Below are 20850 nucleotides of genomic sequence, written 5' to 3' on the forward strand. Positions count from 1 at the left end.
CGTGCTGAAAGACTTCCGCGACTTCATCAACAGGGGTAACGTCATCGATCTGGCCGTGGCCGTGGTCGTGGGCTCGGCCTTCGGAGCGATAACCCAGTCGCTCGTCAACGACGTTGTCATGCCACCCGTGGGCCTCCTGTTGGCGGGGGTCGACTTCAACAACATGGGGATTATCCTCCAGGATTCCGCGAGTTACCCGAGCGTGCCCGACGCGGTCGCCGCGGGCGCCCCCGTCCTACGCTACGGAGCCTTCCTCACGACGATCATCAACTTCCTGATCATCTCGCTGGCGATGTTCTCGGTTGTGCGAGGTTACAACCAGCTGCGGCGGCGCTTCCAGCGCCAGGAGGCGGTCACTCCGGGCCCCCCTCCCGCACCCTCACGCCAGGAGGTCCTGCTGGCCGAGATCCGTGACCTGCTGGCGGCACAGAACGCCGCGGGTCGAGGGGGACCTGGCGGCGACTAGTAGAGGATCACGAACTCGAGTGTGGCGGGCCCGCTGCGCATTATCGAGTCGGCCGCGACCACCCCGATCGTCACCGGTCCCGTCATCCTCAGGAGCTGGTTGGTGAAGCTCTCCTCGGACGTCGTGAACTGCGGCGGTTCGGTGGAGAACAGTCCGGCGATGGTCAGCCGACGTTCGGTCTCGCGCACGAGGTCGAGCACTGCGGCCCTGAGGTCCGACTGTGAGGCCCTCAGCTCCTCGGTGCCCACGTGGATTTTGCGACTTGTGATGAGCTGCCCGCGGGCGAAGACCTGGCCGTTCTCGTACGCCTCGACCGAGACCTCCACCTGGCTGGACGAGCGGAACTGGTTGCGGGGTGAGATCAGCACCACCAGCAGCTCCCCGTCGGTCTGTGAGAGCAGAGACACCAGGCTGTCGAACTGCTCGGCGCTGAGTACCACCTCTCCGCTCCCTCGTCTTGCGGTCGCCACGCTCGCATCGCGCACGAAGCCGGCGATCGCCTCCCGAGCGGCCGCGGGATCTGAGGCGCTCACCAGTCCGCTGTAGATGACGTCGCCGGTGCCGTAGGTGACGTCACCCTGAGCGAACGCCTCGGCCTGCCTCTGCAGGTTCCTCAGCAGCTCACTCTGCTCCTCCAGCTGGAGCTGGAGCTCACCCAAAGAGGTCTGCAGATCCTCGGCACGCGCGTTGCTGGTTCGCACGTCCTCCCGCAGAGTGCTGTTGAGCTGCTCGAGGTTGTCGTTGAGCAGAAGCAGCTCCTGGTTGCTGGCGTCGAGTTCCGCGGCCCGCTGTTCGAGCCCGCGGTTCTGGTTCTCGAGGCTCTGGTTCTGGGCACGGAGTTGACTGTTCTGCGCTCGCAGGCGGTCGGCCTCCTGACCCAGGCTGGCGATCTGCTGTCCGAGGCTCTCCACCTGACCCTGCAGCCCCTCGATCTCGGTTTCCAACGCCTGAGCCTGCGCGTCGGCCTCGTCGCGCTGGGCGATCGCCGCTTCGCGAGCGGCCATCGCCTCCTCCAGGTTCGCCTCCGTCGCCGTGAGCTCCTCCCTGACCAACGCGAGCTGCTGCTGCTGCTGCTGAAGCCTGGTGTTGCTGTCCGCCAGCGCGCGCTGCATCTCGGCGATCTGGCCTTCCAGGACCGCCACCTGCTCCCGAGCGCGTTCGGCGTCCTGCCGCGCCTGCCTCGCCTGGTCCTCCCGCTGCACGGTGAGTGACTGCGCCGTTTCGAGATTCTTTATCGCGACCTGCAGGTCCTGTTGCGTATCGGAGAGGTTCCCCTCGAGGGTCGCCAGGTCCGAATTGGCGGCGTCCAGCTGCTCCCTGAGGGCGGTCACCTCTCCCTGCAACCGGTCGCGTTCCGCCTGCAGTTGCTCGGCCTCTTCCCGGGCCGCGGCGGCGTCGGCTCGTGCCCGCTCGGCCTGGTCGCGCGCCGTCTTGGCATCGGCTTCGGCCTCCTGTTGAGCGTCGGTGGCGTCGGCAAGCTGCTGCTCGACCTCGGCCAGCTCGAGGGCTGCCTGGTCGTAACGCTCGCTCACCTGGCGCAGTGAGGTACGCAGAGTCTCCACCTCGTTGCGTAGCGCGTTGGCCTCTTCGCTCAACTGGCGGTACTCGGCTTCGGCCCGGGCCCTCTCCTCTTGCGCCTGGTCCCGCTGCGTCTCCGCCTCCGCCAGGAGCTCCTGACCTTGGGCGATCCGCTGCTGCAGTCGTTCTATCTGGTCGCTGAGCTGCCGCTGCTCCGACTGGAGCAGGCTCAGCTGCCGTGCGGTGCGTTGGGCGTTGAGCAGCGTCGCCGTGGCGTTCTCGAAGGCGAGTGCCAGCACGACGAGGGTGGTGAGCATGATGACGATACCTGCTATCACGCCCACTATCTGACCGGTGACCTTGGGCCTCGTACCGAATAGGCTCAAGCGCCTGCGGCCCACGAGGGTACCGAGGCGGTCACCGGCGTAGGCGATGATGCCGGCGAGCAGCACCAGCAGCACGACCAGACCGAGTAGGTAGATCATCGGGACGCGCCCTCAGTCCAGCGGCTCCGGGACGAGCCCGCAAGCCTCAAAGCTGGAAGTCGCTCCCAAGGTAGAAGGTACGAACATCGGCGTCCTGCGCGAACTGGGCCGGCGTTCCCGAGAAGCGGACGCGGCCGTCGAACATCAGGTAGACGCGATCGGCGATCGCCAACGTCTCGCGGACGCTGTGATCGGTGAGGAGAACGCCAAGCCCGCGCCGTTCCCGCAGTTCGGCGATCAGGATCTGGATCTCGCGGATCGACTTCGGATCGACGCCGGTGAACGGCTCGTCGAGGAGGATGTAGGAGGGGTCGGTGGTGAGCGACCTGGCTATCTCGAGACGGCGCCGCTCGCCGCCGGAGAGGGTGTCGGCCCGCTGCAGGCCAAGATGGGCGAGCCCGAACTCCTCGAGCAGCTCCTGCGCCTTGGCCTCCTGCTTGTGGCGCGGCATGCCCTGGAACTCGAGGATGGCCAGCAGGTTGTCGCGAACGCTCATCTTCCGGAAGGCACTCGGTTCCTGCGCCAGGTAACCGAGCCCCTGCCGGGCGCGCCGGTGCATGGGCCAGCTCGTTACGTCCTGGCCTCCGAGCTCGATCCTGCCCGACTGCGGCCGCACGAAACCGACCATCATGTAGAAGGTGGTAGTCTTGCCGGCACCATTGGGTCCGAGGAGAGCGACTATCTCGCCGGGCTCGAGCCTGAGGTCGACCCCCGAAACGACCGGTCGGCGGCCGTAGCGCTTCACGAGGCCGGTCGCCGCGAGATGCTTCTCGCTCGACTCGGCGCGAGCGCTCTCGTAGGGGGGGCCTGTAAGCGCCGACATACCGGGTCATGCTAACACGGGCCTCTCGGCCGCCGAAGCGTAGTCTGTGACACCTGTTGCCACTGCAGCTGCGGTCCCTATCGATCTCCGGGCGCCCGTGACGTGGTGCCACGCATGGCCGCTTGCTAACATCCGGGGATGCTTCTGGAAGAGATCCGGCTCCCTGCGGCCGGCGACGAGTTCCCCTTCGATCTCGAGATGCTGCGCGGTACCAGCGAACTCAGGCTCGACCGGCCGGTAACGCTGATAGTCGGAGAGAACGGCAGCGGCAAGAGCACGCTGCTGGAGGCGATCGCGCTGGCGGCGGAGCTGCCTGTCGTGGGCAGCTTCGAGGTCGCTGGAGCCGACCCGTCGCTTGGAAAGGTCGCTCCGCTGGCAGACGCGATCAAGCTTTCCTGGAGCCACCGGACCCGCCGGGGCCTGTTCCTCAGGGCAGAGGACTACTTCGGTTACGTCAAGGCTCAGAATCGGATGAAGTCGGAGATGCGCTCGCAGCTCCAGCGCCTGCGGGACGAGAACCCGGGCATGCCGGAACCGGAGCTGAGGCGGATAAGCTCCCCCTACGCAGGCTCATTGGCGGCCACCGACAGTCGGTACGGCGGCGACCTCGACGAACGCAGTCACGGAGAGAGCTTCCTCTCGCTCTTCAAGGGGAGGCTCGGCGGCGCAGGTCTCTACCTGCTCGACGAGCCGGAGGCCGCTCTCTCACCGCTCCGTCAGCTTGCGTTTCTGGCACTGGTCAAGGAGGCGGTGGCAAGGGGCGCACAGTTCCTCATCGCCACCCACGCCCCGATACTGATGGCCTACCCCGGCGCTCGCGTCTACGAGGTGCGGGGCGCGGATGTCGTCGCCGCCGAGTTCGACGAGCTCGAGCATGTGCGAACGATGCGAGCCTTCCTCGACTCGCCGGAAGCGTACCTGAGGCACCTCTGATGGGTTCGCGCGAGCACGAGGTCGTGGGGGCCACGCGCCGTCCGCTTACGGCCGAGTCGCTCGCACTGGGACTCCGGAACGCCGGTCTGGAGTCGGGGCAGACGGTGCTCGTGCACAGTTCGCTCAGTTCGCTGGGCTGGGTCGTGGGCGGTCCCGTCGCCGTGATCGAGGCGCTGCTGATCGTCCTCGGGCCATCCGGGACGCTCGCGATGCCCAGCCACAACGGCGAAAACTGCGACCCGTCCCTGTGGCAGAACCCGCCCGTTCCACGGGAGTGGTGGCAGACGATCCGCGAGTCGATGCCGCCGTTCGATCCCGAGAAGACGCCCACCAGGGGAGTGGGAGTCATCGCCGAAGCGTTCAGATCGTGGCCCGGCGTCAAGCGCAGCGTCCACCCCACGGTTTCCTTCGCTGCACTCGGCCCGCGAGCTTCGTTGATAACCGCGAACCACGACCTGGAGGACGCTCTCGGGGACGGGTCGCCTCTGGCCCGGCTCTACGACCTCGATGCCTCCGTCCTGCTCCTGGGGGTGGGGCACGCCAGCAACACGTCTCTGCACCTCGCCGAAGCCCGCGCCCGGTACAGGGGGAAAGTTTGGCAAGAGACAGGTTCTGCTGTCTTGCGGAACGGCAGGCGCGAATGGGTCGAGTACCGGCCCCTGGACTACGACTCGGACGACTTCGACGCCCTCGGGAGCGATTTCGAAGCCGCCGGCGCCGTACGGGTCTCGAAGGTGGGCCAGGCCCAGCTTCGTCTGATGAGTCAGCGGGAATTGGTGGAGTTCGGTGTCGGTTGGCTGGAGGAGAATCGCCAGGCTTGACTCTACTCATATGAGGTTATACTCACGTGCTGGTACACCCTCATGGAGGTAGAAGTAGCTGCCTCGGCGCCGGCTCGAAGTCTGCCTTTATCGGATCGATAGCGAACGCAGGCAGGTGGTGACCAGGATTCCGCTCGCCGAATAGCATAGCTTCGACCTGACTAAGACTCCAGCAGCCCCCATACCTTCCGCAGATCCGCAACGAACCGCTCCATCTCCTCCCGGCGTTCACTCCCCTCCCGCTTTCTCAGGATCGCCGACGGGTGGAGGGTCGAGGTCGCGAAATCGGCGCGGTCGAACGCCACGAGGTCCCCATGCTGCTTCGATACTCGGTGCTTCGGACCGAACAGGGTCTTGGCGGCGGTCGCTCCCATCGCCACCAGGATCCGTGGCTTTATCCGCTCGATCTCGGCATCGAGCCAGGGCAGGCAGGCGTCGATCTCGCGTTGATTCGGCGTGCGATGGAGTCTGCGCTTGCCCCGCGGCTTCCACTTGAAGTGTTTCACGACATTAGTCAGATAAGTTTCGCCCCTGTCGATCCCGGCCGCTTCGAGCGCGCGGTCCAGCAGTCTGCCCGCAGGGCCCACGAACGGCTTGCCCTGCAGGTCTTCGTCGTTGCCCGGGATCTCCCCCACCAGCATCAGCCTGGAGCGCACCAGCCCCTCGCCGAAAACAGCCTGCGTAGCGTCCCGATAGAGCGGGCAGCCGCGGCAACCCTGCACCGCAGCGCGCATCGCTTCCATGCTCGCTCGTTCCGGCACGAACTCCTCTGCCCCCGGATAATCGCTGGCGGTCATCGGTTCCGACGATAGCGGCACGGCCGAGTTGTGCCTTCTCCACGGCGCACACTCCCGGCGCTCGCGAGAATGACCTTGTCCATGGGACCACGGCTCGTAATCGCCCACAGCCACTACTCGCTAGGATTCGGCACCGCCTCCGTCGAGGAGCTCGTCCGCTGGGCGGTGGAGTCTAACGTCTCGGCCCTCGCCCTGACCGACATCGAGACTCTTGCCGGGCAGATCAGGTTTCACGATGCCTGCTGCCTGGCAGGCGTCAAACCCCTCACCGGGGTCGAACTTCGTGCCGGCTTCTCGAGGCGCAGCGTTGGCCCGGCGGCGGGCCGGCTGCTCCTGCTGGCCCGCGACGACGAGGGTTACGGAAATCTGTGCCGGATAACGAGCCGCAGGCGCCGGCGCTCGGAGACGGGCGATCCGCTGGAGTCACTGGCGGGGGCGACCGGAGGGCTCTACTTGCTGAGCGACGACGTTGGGGTCATCGAGAGGCTAGCGCGCCTTCATGGGGTGGACTTCGACTCGGTCCGCATGCTCGACTCGACTTCGAGCCTCGCCGGAACAGGGGTGATAACAGCAGCCATCCCTGAAGTCACCGCGCTGAAGGAACAGGACGTTCAGCTGCACCGCTTGCTCATGGCGATACGTCATCGCCTGACGGTGGGCGAGGTGCGGCAGTCACGGATCGACAGCGCAGTGGATCCTGGACGACCGGCTGCATCGAGCACCGGCTCGGTGCGGTCGGAAGAGATAGAGCGGATGGTGGAAACGTTCACGCTCGACCTGAGGACCCCGGAAAGGATCCAACCCCGACTGCCGGAGCTTCAACCCGGCGCCGCTGCCGGCGAACTGAGGAATCGCTGCAGGAACGCCCTCGATGCCCTCGCTCCCACCGGTGGCGATGCCTACGCCGCCCGGCTCGAGCGAGAGTTGACAACGATCGAGAACCTGGGGTTCGCCGACTACTTCCTGGCTGTCGCCGAGATAGCGAGAGGCGCCCGCGAACTACGGGTGGAGACCGCCGGACGCGGTTCCGCAGCCGGATCGCTCGTCGCCTTCCTGCTGGGCGTCACCACCATCGACCCGGTAGCGTCCGGCCTCCTCTTCGAGCGATTCCTTCACGAGCAGCGGCAGGCACCGCCCGACATCGATCTCGACGTTGCCTCGATCGGCCGTGACGAGCTCAACCGTTGGGTAGTGGGCCGGTTCGGGAGGGAACGGGTCGCCGGGATCGCCGCCTACTCCACCTTCCGCGCCCGCAGCGCCATCAGAGCTGGCAGCGGGGCACTTGGTATCTCGCGCAGCAAGGTCGACTGGCTCGTGCGACAGTACGCCTCGATGAGGGACCGCGATCTGTCCGAGGGCGACCGGCTAGAACTGGCGTTACAGCAGAGCGGCCTCCCATCGGTTCGGCAAGCGGCACCGCTCATCCGCCGGCTCCTCGGCATGCCGTCGCACCTCTCAGCCCACCCTGGCGGCATCGTCATCGGCGACCGCCACCTCGACGAGCTGGTGCCACTGGAGCTCGCGCCCGGCGGAAAGCTGGTCACCCAGTACGACTACGGCGCGGTCGAGCGAGCCGGCTTCCTCAAGATCGACCTGCTTGGCAATCACTTCCTGAGCGAGATGCAGGAGTCGCTCGAAGGGCTGCCCGGAGTGCCGACGATCCCCAAGGATGACGCCCTCACCTGGGAAACTCTCGACCGGGCCGATACGATCGGCTGCTTCCAGGTGGAGAGTCCGGCGATGCGCTCGGTACTGAGACGCCTGCCGATGAAACGGTTCTCCGACCTGGTGGCTGCCCTGGCCGTGGTACGTCCGGGTGCCGCAGCCGGAGCCTCCAAGGAGCGTTACATCCGGCGAGCTCGCGGCGAGGAGCGGTTCCGGCCGCTCGAACTGCTGGGCGAAGTCGTCGATGACGAACGATATGCAGACTTGCGGGAGAGGCTCCTGCGAACGAACGGCGTACTGCTCTACGACGAGGACATCATCCGGCTGCTGTCGGCCGTGGGCGGCATGAGCCTCGCTTCGGCCGACGCCCTGAGGAGCGCGTTGATATCGGCAGGAGAGGATCCCGCGGCATTGACCCGGCTCGGTGACGAGTTCGTAACGAGGGCCGTGGACTCGGGAGCCCGCGCGGGAACGGCCCAGAACGCCTGGAGCGCCGCCTCCCGTTTCGCCTCCTACTCGTTCGCCGAAGCACACGCCGCCAGCTACGCCGACCTCGCCTGGAAGGCGGCCTGGCTGCGCACCCACGCACCGCTGCAGTTCGGCTGCGCGCTACTGAACCATCACCGCGCCCTCTACCCGCTTCGCACGATCGCCGCGGCGATCCAGCGTTGGGGCGTGGAAATCGTGTTGCCCTCCGTCAATTCGTCGGCGCTCTCGGCGAAGCTGGTCGGCGACGGGGTGCTGATCGGGCTGTCGGCGATCAAGGGCCTTAACCGCCGAACCGCCGGCGACATCATCGGGGGCCGGCCATTCCGCGACCTGGGGAAGTTGATCGACGTCGCCCGTCCCGCCAGGAGCGAACTAAGGGGGCTCATCCTGTCGGGCGCCTGCGACGAACTGCCGCCCCTCTCCCCCGATGCGTACCCGCATGTCCACGACGTCGTGCTCGAAGGGTTCGAGGGAGAGGTGCCTCCTAGAGCGCTCAGCGAGGTACTGAGCCGAGTCGAGGCCCGGCCCCGGGAGGGTGCCGACGCGGACGAGTTCCGGCACTACCAGCAGTTGGTGCGCGTACGCAACGAGATCGAGATCCTCGGCATGCACGTAACCGAGCACCCGATGCGGCTATTGAGGGCAGAAGCAGAGGAACTGGGTTGCTTGCCGGCGACCGCCCTCGACACCCGCATCGACCGCTCCGTACGCTTCGCCGGGATCCTGGCCGCTGCTCGCCGCGTTCCCACGCGCGAGGGGGAGCTGCGCTACCTCACCTGGGAGGATGAGACCGGGCTCGTCGAGGGCGTGCTGTTCCCGGCTGCGAACGAGCGCCTTGGCCGCAGGCTCACGACGCCCGGGCCTTACCTGATGGAAGGAACCGTGCGAGCGCCCGACGGCGACCTGCAGCTCGTGGTCACGGAGCTGAGGCCGTTTCACGAGCGGTAGGAACTGAGGCGGGTCTTCGGAGCTGCGAGCTGATCGGGTCGAGGTCTCAGGTTCTCCGGTAACGGGCGCCGGCGGGATCCCGCTCCATGTAGCCGTAGTCGATGAAGCTCCGGCGCACTCTGGCCGTGTCCTCGTGGAAGCGGCCGAGGATTTCATTGACCTCTCTTTCAGAGTACTCGCGACCCGGCTCGAACTGCTCGAGCAGGTAGCGCACCAGCACCAGGTACTTCTTCTCCTGAGCAGGGAAGGTGGCATGGACGATACAGCTTTCCTCGAGCCGTCCCGCCTCACGCAAAGCCCTCCCCTGCTTGACAAGGGCACTGGTCGATTCAAGGAGATCGCTCACGAGCTCAGGTTCGCCTCCAACCCGTTGACCGCCTCCCCGAAGCCGGGGAAGCGGCGGGTGAAGACGGACTTCGGGAGATAGTCGTCGATCTGCTTCGCCAGGGTCTACCCCTCGATAGTCAGAAGGAACGGCTCCTCGATCGCCTCGCAGATCCAGCGGAGGAACCTGGCGGCGGCAGCGCCATCGATGAGACGGTGATCGTAAGTGAGCGACACCGGCATGATCAGCCGAGGAACGAACTTGCCTTTGTCGCGATCGAATACCGGCTGGTAATCGCCCCGTGACACCCCCAGAATCGCAACATCGGGCGGGTTGACGATGGGAGTGAAGCCGGTACCGCCGATCCCTCCCAGGTTGCTCACGCTGAAGTTGCCGCCCTGCATCTCATCCAGTCCCAGCTTCCGGTCGCGCGCCTTCTCTGCCAACTCGCCCAGCTCGACAGCGAGCTGGATCATGCTCTTCTTGTCGGCGTCCCGGATGACCGGGACCAGCAGCCCTGAGTCGGTGTCTACAGCTACCCCTACGTTCACGTACTTCTTGTAGACGATCTCCTGCGCGTCGGTGTCGATGGAGGCGTTGAAGTCGGGGAAGCGCCTGAGGGCGGCGGCCACGATCTTGAGGATCATGGCGGTGGGCGTGAGCTTGGCCCCCACCTCCTCGGCACGCTTGCCGTAACGCTTTCGCAGGCGCTCGAACTCCGTGATGTCGGCCTTGTCGAAGTGGGTGACCATCGGCACGGTCGCCCAGGCATTGGTCATCGACCTGACCGTCGCCTTGCGGACGCCGCTCATAGGCTTGCGCTCCACCTCGCCCCACTTCGAGAAGTCGGGCAGAGGGGCCGCCGCCGGGCGTGCCGGACCGGCGCTGGCGGCTGCGCCTCCCTCGACGAAGCGGATGACGTCCTGGGCCGAGATCCTGCCGAGCAGTCCGCTGCCCGGTACCTGCCGGATGTCGATCCCCTTCTCCCGGGCCAGCCGCCTCACCGACGGAGCAGCCGGGACGAGGCCGCCATCGCCCCCGGCTTCTCTGGCCGGTGTCGGTGGCGTGGGCCGGCGCTGCGATGCCTGCAGCGGACCGGTCTCGGCCCCATCGCGCGGCTCGCCCTCGCGGCGCCGTTCCGCCGGCACCGGTGAGCCTCGGCCTTCATCCGGCTTCGCTTCGACGGCTTCCGGTTCGGCCTCCGCCGCAGGCTTCTCCGCTGCGTCGCTGCCCTCACCAACGGTGAGAACCACCTGCCCGACCTTGGCCTCTTCGTTCTCCTTGACCCCTATCGACTCGACGGTGCCCGCCACGGTGGAGGGGACCTCTACCACCGCCTTGTCCGTCTCCAGCTCGAGCACGGGCTGGTCGACCTCGATCCGGTCACCCACGTCGACCAGAACACGGACGACGGTGCCGGCCTCGATGCCCTCACCGACCTCCGGGAGCTTGAACTCTTTAGCCACTTGCACTCTCCCTCAGGAAACGAACGGGTTCCGCTTGTCCCCGTCGATCTCCAGGTCCTTCATCGCCCGGACAACGGTATCACGGCCGAGTTCACCCTCGTCAGCGAGGGCCGAGAGCGTCGCGATCGCGATGTACCTCGCGTCGACCTCGAAGAAGTCGCGCAGCTCCTCACGCGCCTCGCTTCGTCCGAAACCGTCGGTACCGAGAGCGACCATGCGCCGCGGCAGGTGGCCGGAGAGCGCGTCGGGCAGCAGTCTCAGGTAGTCTGACGCCGCGACGAACACCCCTTCGCGGTCCGCCAGTGTCGACGCTACGAAACTGGTGCGAGGCTCTTCCTGCGGATGCAGCCTGTTCCAACGTTCCGTCTGGAGGGCGTCCAGGTGCAACTCCTTGTATGAGGTCGCGCTCCAGACGTCGGCGGCCACCTCGTACTTGGCCAGCAGCTCCTGTGCCTCGAGTACCTCGTTCATGATCGAGCCGGAACCGAACAGTTGCGCCCGCATCTTGAACTTGCCCTTGCCCTTGCCATGAGGTGACGGCCGGAAGAGGTAGAGCCCCTTCAGTACACCCCGCTCGAGCTCCTCGCGACTCAGGTGTTCCGGCGCGGCCGGCTGCGGGTAGTTCTCGTTGCCGATGGTGAGGTAGTACTGCAGGTCCTCCTGCTCCCGGTACATCCGCCTCATGCCGTCCCGGATCACGATCGCCAGTTCGTAGGCGAACGCCGGGTCGTAGGCCTTGAGGGTGGGTACCGGATAGGCCAGCACATGCGAGTTGCCGTCCTGGTGCTGCAGGCCCTCGCCAGCGAGGGTGGTACGTCCGGCAGTAGCGCCGAGCATGAAGCCGCGGGTGCGCATGTCGCCCGCCGCCCATACGAGGTCGCCTATGCGCTGGAAACCGAACATCGAGTAGTAGACGAAGAAGGGGATGGTGTTGACGCCATGCGTTGCGTAGGCGGTACCCGCTGCGATGTAGGAGGAGATCGAGCCGGCCTCGGTGATCCCCTCCTCGAGGATCTGGCCGTCCTTCGACTCCTTGTAGTAGAGCAGGTTCTCCTTGTCGACAGGCTCGTAGAGCTGGCCGATGCTCGAGTAGATGCCTATCTGCCGGAAAAGCGCCTCCATGCCGAAGGTGCGGGCCTCGTCGGGGATGATCGGCACCACCAGCCGGCCCCAGGTCTCGTCGCGAAGCAGCTTGCGGAGGATCGATACGAAGACCATCGTGGTCGAGACGGCGCGCTCGCCGGTGCCCTCGAAGAACTCCTCGAACAGTTCGCTCGCCGGGGGATCGAGGGGTTCCGCCTTCACCCGCCGTTGCGGCACGAATCCGCCCAACGCCTCGCGCCGCTCGATCAGATAGCGGAACTCGGGACTGTCTTCCGGCGGGCGGTAGAAGGGGAACTTCCCTATCTCATCGTCGGAGATGGGTATGTCGAAGCGGTCGCGGAAGGCCCGCATCTCGTCCTCGGTGAGCTTCTTCTGCTGGTGGGTGACGTTCTTCCCTTCGCCCGATTCGCCTAGTCCGTAACCCTTGACGGTGCGGGCGAGGATCGCGACCGGCGAGCCGCTGTGTTCCACGGCGCGTTTGTACGCCGCGAACACCTTGATCGGGTCGTGACCGCCCCGGTTGAGCTGATCGATGTCCTCATCGCTCCAGCCTTCTATGAGCTTCTGGAGCTGGGGGGTGTTGAAGAACTTCTCGCGCAACTCCTCGGCCCCGAAGGCGGCGTAGCGCTGCGATTCGCCGTCGACGAGCTGATTGAAGCGCTCGATGAGCACGCCTTCCTCGTCCTTCTCGAGGAGAGCATCCCAGCCCCGGCCCCAGGCGACCTTGATCACGTGCCAGCCGGCGCCCCGGAAGAGACCCTCGAGCTCCTGCATGATCTGTCCGTTGCCGTACACCGGCCCGTCGAGGCGCTGCAGGTTGCAGTTGACGACCCAGATGAGGTTGTCCAGTTTCTCCCGTTTCGCGACCTTGATAGCCCCCAGGGTTTCCGGTTCGTCGGTCTCACCATCTCCCAGGAACGCCCACACCTTGCCGTTGCCACGCGGCTTGAGGCCGCGGTTCTCAAGATAGCGATTGAAGCGCGCCTGATAGATCGACATGATCGGCCCGAGGCCCATCGATACCGTGGGAAAGCTCCAGTAGTCGGGCATGAGCCACGGGTGCGGGTAGGAGGAGAGCCCCGGGTCGTCCTGGAGTTCGCGCCGGAAGTTCCGCAGGCGCTCCACGTCGAAACGCCGCTCGAGGTAGGAGCGAGCGTAGATACCGGGCGAGGAGTGCCCCTGGAAGTAGATCTGATCGGCGTCGACGCCTGCGTCCGGACCACGGAAGAAGTGGTTGAAACCCACCTCGTAGAGGGTTGCAGCCGAGGCGTAACTGGAGATGTGGCCGCCGATCCCGTCCGAGAGCTTGTTCGCTCGCACCACCATGGCCATCGCGTTCCAGCGGATGAGGTTGCGGATCCGCCGCTCGAGCTGAAGGTCGCCGGGATACTCGGGCTCTTCCTCGCCCGGGATGGTGTTCACGTACGGGGTGGTCTGGGTGAACTCCAGCTCCACGCCGTGTCGCCTGGCATGGCCCTCGAGCCTATCGAGGATCTCCAGGACTCGTTCGGGCCCGCCCGAGGCGAGTACGTAATCGAGCGACTCGAGCCACTCGCGCGTCTCGATCCGATCCAGTTCCCGCCTCTCGGCCGGCTCCAGTTGCGAACGATCGACGTTCAGTAGTTCGTCCAGTACGTCTGCCATTGCCAGCTTCTGTCCTCTCACGAGTGGACGTGCATCGTCGTTCCGGCGTGATCGTCTCTTGCGGTGCCGGGTGGATCCTTCGATGCCGTCGTCGCCTCTGCTTGTGTTGCGCCCGTCGACGGGCCTGTCGACCCAGTCTACACCCCGGCGCTCGGCGCTCCGAAGCCGCTACTAACGTAATTTCTCCGGCTCGGGTGTGCTTCAGCGGAAGTAGCGGAGCAGCCAGGCGATCAGGTTCAGCAGGATGGTCAGGCCTACGCTCACCACCAGCATCGACCCGAGCGGGATGAACACCCGGGTGTTGCCGCGGCGGATGTCTATATCCCCTGGCAGCGAACCGAACCAGGAGAGGGCTCGGGGGAAGAAGGCGAGGAGAACGCCGGCCAGTAGCAGGAGCAGTCCGAAGATGATCAGAAGTCTTGCCATCGCCCGAGGATATAGCGGAGCGGAAGCGGGCAGGTGGCCCCTTTACCTGCTCGAGAAGCTGCTCCCGGGGCAGGTCGGCGGTGCCGGTGCTCGGCCAGTTCACCGGTTCCCAGAGCTATCTTCCGGAAGGGGTATCGTTCGGAGGCGCGAAGAGCCGACGGGTGCAGCTGCCCGCCCGTCCGACCGAGGAACCGCATGGACTTCAGCAGGAACATCGTACTCAAGGAGAACTACGCCTTCCTGGTGGCGGACCAGGAAGGCCAGGTGGAACGAGGCGAGCGCGGCCTGTACAGCAGAGATACCCGCTTCCTCGACCGCTACCGTTGGCGAGTCACACCGGAGCTGCAGACGCTGCTCATCGACTCGGCGCGCCCCGACCGGTTCCGGGCGCACCATGCCCTCCTCGACAACCATCACCAACAGCTGGCTCTGCGACGTACGGTCAGGGTGAGCGCCGATCGACTGCTCGACACGCTGGTCGTCGAAGCAACCGGTCTCGAGCCCAGGGTCGTGACTCTCGAACTCGAGTTCGACAGCGACTTCGCCGACCTGTTCGAGGTTCGCGGCTGGGGGGAGACCGACCGGCGAGTGAAGCGCAAGCATGAAGGCAGCAACGCTCGACTCGACTACCGGGCGCGTGATGGCCGCGAGATCGCCACCCTGCTGTCGCTGTCGGAGGCCCCAGAGTGGAAGGACACGGGCAGGGCTCGATTCGTTCTCGAACTCCAGCCGGGCGAAACGCGAACGCTGGAAGTCGAGGTGGAGATGCAGGACGGCAGCGTCGAGGTCGTGCCCCGCATCGACTACCTGGAGTGGCGCGAGCGGTTCTCGGCCCTGTCGATCCCGACGGGCAGGCAGCGGGTGGTTCAGAGGGCGATCGACGACCTGCGCGCGCTGCTCCTCTTCACCGAGGACGGCCCCTTCCCTGCCGCCGGCATCCCCTGGTTCGTGGCCGCGTTCGGGCGCGACGCCCTGTTGACGGGCGCGATGCTGCTGCCGTGGGCTTCCGAAGTCGCCGAGGGAACACTCCGGTACCTCGCCCGTCACCAGGGGAAGCGGCACGATCCGTTCCGCGCCGAAGCCCCCGGGAAGATCATGCACGAGTTGCGCTTCGGCGAACTCGCCCGCACCGGCCGGGTGCCTCACTCCCCCTACTACGGCACGGTCGATGCGACTCCGCTCTTCATAGTCCTTCTGGGCAGACTCCATGAGACCGCAGGCAGGCCCGAACTGGTGCGGGAGCTCAGGCCCAACTGGGAGGCTGCCCTCGACTGGATGGAGCGCGAGGGCGACATCGACGGCGACGGTTTCCTCGAGTTCACGCCGGCACGGCCCGGGGAGGGGCTGAACGTTCAGTCGTGGAAAGACTCCGAGGACTCCATGAGTCACTCGGACGGCACACTCGCTCAGGGTGAACTGGCCGTCTCCGAGGTCCAGGGCTACGCCTTCGAGGCGTACCTGGCGGCCGCCAGCTTCTACGCAGAACTCGGCGAGGCGGAGGCAGCTTCACGCTATCGGGAGCGTGCCGGGGAGCTTCGGGCCGCCTTCGACGGAGCGTTCTGGATCGAAGAGATGGGCACCTACGCGCTGGCGCTGGATGGTGAGAAGAGACCCCTCGCGGTCCACAACTCCGATGCCGGTCACCTGTTGTGGAGCGGCATAGTGCCCCGGGAGCGGGCGCCCAGACTGGTCGAGACGCTCTTCTCGGCCAAGAACTGGAGCGGTTGGGGCTTCCGCACGCTCGGCAGCACCGAACGGCGTTACAACCCGGTCTCCTACCACAACGGCTCGGTGTGGCCTCACGACAGCGCCCTGATAGCGGCAGGAATGGCCAACTACGGCTTCACAGCCGAGGCTTCCCGGGTAAGAGATGCTCTCTTCGACCTGGCCCAGACCCAACCCGACCTGCGGCTGCCCGAGCTGGTCGGAGGCTACGACCGGAGCCCGGCTCACTCGCCCGGATCCACTTCCAGCCCGCCGATCCCCTACCCGGTCGCGTGCAGACCGCAGGCCTGGGACGCGGCTACGACCGTCTACCTGCTGTCGCTGCCGGACGATTGAGAGCCCGAGCGGTCCGTCTCGGCCCTCTGCCTCCACCGGAGAGGCAGGTGACGAGCGCCGGGGGAGGGTATAGCTACGGGCGGGAGGCGCCGCCCGAGCTACCTTCACTCGTGATGAGCCTCGGTCTTCATCGCGCTGCCTTCGGGGATGTGCTTGCGCTTCTTGCTCATGAGCGACGCCCCGATGCTGACCGCCAGTACCGCCACGATCACCGCCAAGCTCATCCAGGTAGGCGGGTGCCAGAAGGCGCTCACGAGCATCTTCACGCCTACGTAGCTCAGGATCACGGCGAGGCCATACTCGAGGTAGACGAACCTGTCGATGATGCCAGCCAGCAGGAAGTAGAGGCTCCTGAGGCCCAGGATCGCGAAGATGTTACTGGTGAAGACGATGAACGGCTCCTGGGTGATGGCGAAGATGGCGGGAATGCTGTCTACGGCGAATACGACGTCGGTCGCTTCGATGAGCACGAGGACCAGCAGCAACGGCGTAGCGGCAAGCTGACCGCCGTTCCGGATGAAGAAGCGGGAGCCGTGGTACCGCTCGGTAATCGGTATGAAGCGGCGTATGAGCCGGAGAATCGGATTCCGTTGTACGTCGATCAGCTCGTCGTCGTCGCCCTTGAAGAGCAGGCGCAGACCGGCGAACACCAGGAAGGCGCCGAAGAAGTAGATGATCCAATGGAAGTTCTCGATCAGGGCGACACCGAGGAAGATCATCGCCCCGCGCATGAGGAGCGCCCCGAGGATCCCCCAGAAGAGCACGCGGTGCTGATAGCGTGCCGGCACCGAGAAAGCGGAGAAGAGCAGCACGAAGACGAATATGTTGTCGACAGAGAGCGAGTATTCGATCAGGTAGCCGGTGAGGAACTCGATCCCCACCTGGGGTCCGGCCAGGAAGTAGAGTCCGGCGTTGAAGAGCAGACCGAGGCTCACCCAGAACGCCACCCAGCGGGCGGCCTCGCCTACCGAGATGACGTGCTCCTTGCGGTTGAAGACGCCCAGGTCCAGAGCCAGCATCGCCAGGACGAAGACCAGGAATCCGATCCAGAAGATTAGCGGGACTTCCACGAGTTAGGCCTCCTGACTAGCCGCGGCCGCGCCGGCCGCAGCTGTCAGGTCTCGCTTCTATCCTCGCGCACCGGGCTCCCCGCCGGAGACCGTGTTGACGATGCGCAACCCCGATTTGAGATTTGTGTCGGGTGGCTACTCCCCTGTGCCCGCACATCGTACTACGTGACCGACGGACCAAGTGTCGGTCGGGGCTTGGACCCCAGTTCACGGCCCCGAGTTCAGGGCCCGGAGCCCGTGACCCGGGGCGGAGTCGGTGCCCCCCATGTGTCGGTCGAGCCCAGGGCCCCAGAGCCGGAACCGTCGCGACCCTTCGCTCCCGTCGAGTCCGCGGACGTGCTCAGAGTCGGCGCAGCATCGCTCGAACGAGCGCCTTCGCCCGCCCGGCCGCCAACTCGGTGAACTCGCGGAACGACATCTGAGCCTCACCGTCGGCGCTGTCGCTTATAGAGCGGATGATCACGAAGGGGACGCCCGCACGGTTACACACCTGGGCCACTGCCGCCCCCTCCATCTCGACGCAGGTCGCGGCGAACACCTCTCGCAGGTGGGTGGTGCGGGCGGTGTCCGCTACGAACTGATCACCCGATGCCACCCGGCCCCTCAAGATCTGCACTTCGCCGAACTCCTCGCTGTCAGCCGCAAGCCGGGCTGCCGCCTCGAGCGCAATTTCTACCAGGTCCGGCGCGGCCTTCCAGACCAGGGCCTCGCCCGGTACCCTGCCCAGCTCGTAGCCAAGGGCTGTCACGTCCACATCGTGCTGCAGTGCCTCGACACCGACTACCAGGTCGCCTGTGCTCAGAGAAGGATCGACAGCACCGGCGACACCGGTGAAGATGAGGGCGCGCGGGCCCGCCGACGCGAGCAGTTGCGCAACGGCCGCGGCGTTGACCTTGCCGACCCCCGACCGAGCCAGCACGACCTCTTTCCCCTCGAGTCGCCCGCGGTGGATGACGACACCCGAGGAGATCTCCTGGCTACGGGCCTCGAGGGCTTCGAGCAGCGCCTGGATCTCCTCCGGCATTGCGCCGAGGATGGCTACCGGTCCGGGAGGACTCAAGTGGTGATCTCCAAAGGCCGAGGGCGCCCCGTCGGTGCGGAGCGCCCTCACATCAGTGCGAGTTTACTGAACGCTGTCCTTGAGACCTTTGCCGGGCTTGAACGCCGGGTACTTGCTCGCCGGGATCTCGATGCGATCGGTCGTGCCTGGCTTGACGCCGCTGCGGGCCTTGCGCTCGCGCACTTCGAAGGTGCCGAAGCCGGTGAGTTGCACCTTCTCACCCTTCTTGAGGTTGGTCGTCACGCGGCCGAGCATGCCGTCGATAACCGCCTTGACGTCCTTCTTGCTCATGCCGGTCTCTCCAGCAATCTGATCGACTAGATCTGCCTTGGAAACTGCCACTGAGTCCCTCCTTTCGAGAACTGCCCTAAGGTACCAGCGGCCGTGAAGGTTTGGCAAGGGGTCGACGGCCGTTTTTGCCGTTTCTCATGCGGATTCCGGGGCCCAAGTGAGATAACTTGCAGTTCAGCGGGAAAGTGTAGACGAGCCGTTTGGGCGTGGTGCACGCCAACCTGGGAAACCGCCCGATGGCATTGTAATCATCGTCACAGGAGCGGCCCGGAACGCCGTGAGCGCCACGGAAAGCCGACCCGGCGGGCCTTCTGAGCGCCTAGCGCGGCGTAGCGATGAACACCAGCCGGCCCAGATACGCCCCGAGGACGAGTGCGGGGAGTATCAGAACGAGCGGCAACGGCTCGAGCGGGAGGTCCTGGACGAGGCGAGCCACCGTCACGCCGATGGCCAGCAGCACGCCCCCCAGCACGCTCATCAGCGCAGCTCGATCGGTCCCCCGACGCATGAACCAGAGCGTAGCGAAGTAGCCGAGCATGAGGTAGAAAGCCGGGTAGACGAAAGGCTGCGCGGCCTCCTGCCAGCCGACGAGATCCTCCTCTTCGGCGGAGGTGCCCTGCAGCGTGATGAAGAAGACGGTGACTGCCGCCAGCACGCCGGAGAAGCGGCCGGGTGCACGGCCCCGCGTGGGCTTCGTCGAACCGTCCGGAGCCTTCTCGGCCCCAGTCTCCCTGGTCTGCTTCGCATCGCTCCGCTGCCGCCGGGCCTGTCGCATCTGGCTGACCTTGGCCTTGCGCTCCTCGCGTCGCCGCGTTTTCTCCTTCTGCTGCTTCTTGTCCTGCTTCTCCTGAGCCCGGCGGAACTGTCTGTTCATTCGGACAGCATAGGCTCTGCCGCACGATGAGCCAAGGAGTGGCTCCTCTGCGCCGGGCGGCTCAGGAGCGGACCGACGAATCGACGAAGGAGCGCGTCGATCTCGCGGTAGCATTGCCGATGCACGGTCGAACACGGCGATTCTGGCGATCTGGAGGCAAGGGGCATGGTCGAAACCGGCTTTCGCGAGGAGGAGGTGAGCCGCCTCCGGGAACTCATTGGAGAGCGGCGCTTCTTCGAGATCCGGCGGCGCCTGGAGGCGCTCGACCCACCGAGCCTCGCCGATCTGCTCCTGGCACTGGGCCACGAGAATCAGGCGGTGGTGTTCAGGCTCCTGCCCAAGAGTGTCGCCACTCTCGCCTTCGAGCACCTGCCGTTCGACGCGCAGGAGGCTCTGCTCAAGGCATTGGGCGACCACGACGTGGCCTCGATCCTCGACGACATGTCGCCGGACGACCGCACCGCTCTGCTCGAGGAGTTGCCGGGCAAGGTGACGAAGCGGCTGCTCAACCTGCTCTCACCCGAAGAAAGGCTGGTGGCGACGCAGCTGCTGGGCTATCCGGAGGAGAGCATCGGGCGGCTCATGACGCCCGACTGGGTGGCGGTCAAGCCGCAATGGAAGGTTCGCGAGGCGCTGGAACACGTGCGCCACTTCGGTCGCGACAGCGAGACGCTGAACGTCGTCTACGTGGTGGCCAAGGGCGGCAAGCTCATCGACGACCTGCGCATGCGCGAACTCCTGTTGACCGACCCCGAAGTCCTGATCGAGGACCTGATGGACCGGCAGTTCGTAGCGCTCAACGCCAGCGACGACCAGGAGGAGGCGGTGGCCGTCTTCCGCCGCTTCGACCGAACCGCTCTGCCCGTGGTCGACAGCGAAGGGATCCTGGTCGGGATAGTGACCGTGGACGATGTCCTGGACGTCGCCGAGGCCGAGGCCACCGAGGACTTCCACAAATTGGGCGGCTCCGAAGCGCTCGACGAGCCCTATCTCACCATCCGGCTGGGCAAGCTCATCCGCAAACGGTCGCTGTGGCTGATCCTCCTCTTCTTCGGGCAGATGCTCACCGCCAACGCGATGGGCTACTTCCAGGCCGAGATCTCCCAAGCGCTGGTCCTGACCTTCTTCCTGCCTCTCATCATCTCGAGCGGCGGGAACAGCGGCTCGCAGGCGGCTACTCTCACCATCCGCGCGTTGGCCGTGGGCGAGGTGCGACTCGAGGACTGGTGGCGAGTGATGCGGCGCGAGCTCGCCTCGGGCCTGGCGCTGGGCGGGATCATGGGCGCCCTGGGTTTCCTCAGGGTGGCCGTGGGCGACTGGCTCGGTGAGGAGTACGGCGGTGCCTGGCACTACATGGGCATAACGATCTTCCTGTCGCTCCTGGGCGTCGTCATCTGGGGAACTCTAGTGGGCGGCCTGCTCCCGCTCTTCCTCAAGCGCGTAGGGGTAGACCCTGCTACCTCCTCGACGCCGTTCGTGGCCACGCTCGTCGACGTCACCGGCATCGTCATCTATTTCACGATCGCCGCTTCGGTGTTGCGCGGCGTTCTGCTGTAGCCGACGCGATCTCGCCGCGCGTCTTCC

At 65.9% G+C, this 20850-nt stretch carries 17 protein-coding genes; 6 read left to right on the forward strand and 11 right to left on the reverse strand.

Annotated features, from left to right (window positions below; genetic code table 11):
* Position 1: 1 nt before the first annotated feature.
* Positions 2-466 (forward strand): large-conductance mechanosensitive channel protein MscL, encoded by a 465-nt coding sequence (gene mscL, locus VF168_00215; protein ID HEX7002598.1) that lies wholly within the window; start codon positions 2-4, stop codon positions 464-466.
* On the opposite strand, the gene VF168_00220 is transcribed toward mscL, so the two are convergent.
* Both VF168_00220 and lptB read right to left on the reverse strand, forming a co-directional pair.
* Complete coding sequence (locus VF168_00220; protein HEX7002599.1) at positions 463-2469, reverse strand: DUF3084 domain-containing protein; 2007 nt, start codon at positions 2467-2469, stop codon at positions 463-465. The two genes, mscL and VF168_00220, sit on opposite strands and share 4 nt — an antisense overlap.
* A gap of 46 nt (positions 2470-2515) precedes the next feature.
* Positions 2516-3292 carry an LPS export ABC transporter ATP-binding protein gene (lptB, locus tag VF168_00225; GenBank protein ID HEX7002600.1) on the reverse strand — a complete coding sequence of 259 codons (777 nt, stop codon included), beginning with the start codon at positions 3290-3292 and terminating at the stop codon, positions 2516-2518.
* A 138-nt stretch (positions 3293-3430) separates the two neighbouring features.
* Here lptB and VF168_00230 point away from each other — a divergent pair, with 138 nt between their 5' ends.
* The gene (locus VF168_00230; protein HEX7002601.1) at positions 3431-4225 is read left to right on the forward strand and encodes an AAA family ATPase; all 795 of its coding nucleotides are present in this window, start codon (positions 3431-3433) and stop codon (positions 4223-4225) included.
* Complete coding sequence (locus tag VF168_00235) at positions 4225-5046, forward strand: AAC(3) family N-acetyltransferase (GenBank protein HEX7002602.1); 822 nt, start codon at positions 4225-4227, stop codon at positions 5044-5046. Before VF168_00230 ends, VF168_00235 begins: the two co-directional genes overlap by 1 nt.
* 161 nt (positions 5047-5207) lie before the next feature.
* Here the strand turns inward: VF168_00235 and VF168_00240 are convergent, their stop codons facing one another.
* On the reverse strand, positions 5208-5843 hold the full coding sequence (locus VF168_00240; protein ID HEX7002603.1) for a UdgX family uracil-DNA binding protein: 636 nt from the start codon (positions 5841-5843) through the stop codon (positions 5208-5210).
* An 81-nt stretch (positions 5844-5924) separates the two neighbouring features.
* Between VF168_00240 and VF168_00245 the strand changes: the two genes are divergently transcribed.
* Entirely contained in the window at positions 5925-8945 is a 3021-nt protein-coding gene (locus VF168_00245) for a PHP domain-containing protein (GenBank protein ID HEX7002604.1), read from the forward strand.
* Positions 8946-8991: 46 nt separating this feature from the next.
* Here VF168_00245 and VF168_00250 read toward each other — a convergent pair whose 3' ends face one another.
* The 4 genes from VF168_00250 to VF168_00265 form a co-directional block, all read right to left on the reverse strand.
* Positions 8992-9291 carry a DUF2087 domain-containing protein gene (locus VF168_00250; protein ID HEX7002605.1) on the reverse strand — a complete coding sequence of 100 codons (300 nt, stop codon included), beginning with the start codon at positions 9289-9291 and terminating at the stop codon, positions 8992-8994.
* 104 nt (positions 9292-9395) lie between these two features.
* Positions 9396-10736 (reverse strand): 2-oxo acid dehydrogenase subunit E2, encoded by a 1341-nt coding sequence (locus tag VF168_00255; protein ID HEX7002606.1) that lies wholly within the window; start codon positions 10734-10736, stop codon positions 9396-9398.
* 12 nt (positions 10737-10748) lie between these two features.
* The gene (gene aceE, locus VF168_00260) at positions 10749-13484 is read right to left on the reverse strand and encodes a pyruvate dehydrogenase (acetyl-transferring), homodimeric type (GenBank protein HEX7002607.1); all 2736 of its coding nucleotides are present in this window, start codon (positions 13482-13484) and stop codon (positions 10749-10751) included.
* A gap of 201 nt (positions 13485-13685) precedes the next feature.
* Positions 13686-13910 (reverse strand): DUF2905 domain-containing protein, encoded by a 225-nt coding sequence (locus VF168_00265; protein HEX7002608.1) that lies wholly within the window; start codon positions 13908-13910, stop codon positions 13686-13688.
* Positions 13911-14105: 195 nt separating this feature from the next.
* Between VF168_00265 and VF168_00270 the strand changes: the two genes are divergently transcribed.
* On the forward strand, positions 14106-15971 hold the full coding sequence (locus VF168_00270) for a glycogen debranching N-terminal domain-containing protein (GenBank protein ID HEX7002609.1): 1866 nt from the start codon (positions 14106-14108) through the stop codon (positions 15969-15971).
* A 104-nt stretch (positions 15972-16075) separates the two neighbouring features.
* On the opposite strand, the gene VF168_00275 is transcribed toward VF168_00270, so the two are convergent.
* From VF168_00275 to VF168_00290, 4 genes are all read right to left on the reverse strand, one after another.
* Positions 16076-17041 carry a TerC family protein gene (locus VF168_00275; GenBank protein HEX7002610.1) on the reverse strand — a complete coding sequence of 322 codons (966 nt, stop codon included), beginning with the start codon at positions 17039-17041 and terminating at the stop codon, positions 16076-16078.
* A gap of 340 nt (positions 17042-17381) precedes the next feature.
* Positions 17382-18101, reverse strand: coding sequence for a 5'-methylthioadenosine/adenosylhomocysteine nucleosidase (locus VF168_00280; protein ID HEX7002611.1), 720 nt, complete (start codon positions 18099-18101; stop codon positions 17382-17384).
* A 63-nt stretch (positions 18102-18164) separates the two neighbouring features.
* Positions 18165-18443, reverse strand: a complete 279-nt coding sequence (locus VF168_00285; GenBank protein ID HEX7002612.1) for an HU family DNA-binding protein — start codon at positions 18441-18443, stop codon at positions 18165-18167.
* 268 nt (positions 18444-18711) lie between these two features.
* Entirely contained in the window at positions 18712-19266 is a 555-nt protein-coding gene (locus tag VF168_00290; GenBank protein HEX7002613.1) for a hypothetical protein, read from the reverse strand.
* Positions 19267-19431: 165 nt separating this feature from the next.
* On the opposite strand from VF168_00290, the gene mgtE reads away from it, so the two are divergent.
* The gene (gene mgtE / locus VF168_00295) at positions 19432-20823 is read left to right on the forward strand and encodes a magnesium transporter (GenBank protein ID HEX7002614.1); all 1392 of its coding nucleotides are present in this window, start codon (positions 19432-19434) and stop codon (positions 20821-20823) included.
* The last annotated feature ends 27 nt before the right edge of the window (positions 20824-20850 follow it).

This window comes from Trueperaceae bacterium (assembly GCA_036381595.1).
Lineage (GTDB): Bacteria > Deinococcota > Deinococci > Deinococcales > Trueperaceae > DASVCN01.

Coding starts and splice junctions, on each gene's coding strand:
- VF168_00240 (HEX7002603.1), bottom strand. CDS start 5,843: ATGACCGCCAGCGATTATCCGGGGGCAGAGGAGTTCGTGCCGGAACGA.
- aceE (HEX7002607.1), bottom strand. CDS start 13,484: ATGGCAGACGTACTGGACGAACTACTGAACGTCGATCGTTCGCAACTG.
- VF168_00235 (HEX7002602.1), top strand. CDS start 4,225: ATGGGTTCGCGCGAGCACGAGGTCGTGGGGGCCACGCGCCGTCCGCTT.
- VF168_00220 (HEX7002599.1), bottom strand. CDS start 2,469: ATGATCTACCTACTCGGTCTGGTCGTGCTGCTGGTGCTGCTCGCCGGC.
- VF168_00265 (HEX7002608.1), bottom strand. CDS start 13,910: ATGGCAAGACTTCTGATCATCTTCGGACTGCTCCTGCTACTGGCCGGC.
- mgtE (HEX7002614.1), top strand. CDS start 19,432: ATGGTCGAAACCGGCTTTCGCGAGGAGGAGGTGAGCCGCCTCCGGGAA.
- VF168_00230 (HEX7002601.1), top strand. CDS start 3,431: ATGCTTCTGGAAGAGATCCGGCTCCCTGCGGCCGGCGACGAGTTCCCC.
- VF168_00270 (HEX7002609.1), top strand. CDS start 14,106: ATGGACTTCAGCAGGAACATCGTACTCAAGGAGAACTACGCCTTCCTG.
- VF168_00290 (HEX7002613.1), bottom strand. CDS start 19,266: ATGAACAGACAGTTCCGCCGGGCTCAGGAGAAGCAGGACAAGAAGCAG.
- VF168_00245 (HEX7002604.1), top strand. CDS start 5,925: ATGGGACCACGGCTCGTAATCGCCCACAGCCACTACTCGCTAGGATTC.
- lptB (HEX7002600.1), bottom strand. CDS start 3,292: ATGTCGGCGCTTACAGGCCCCCCCTACGAGAGCGCTCGCGCCGAGTCG.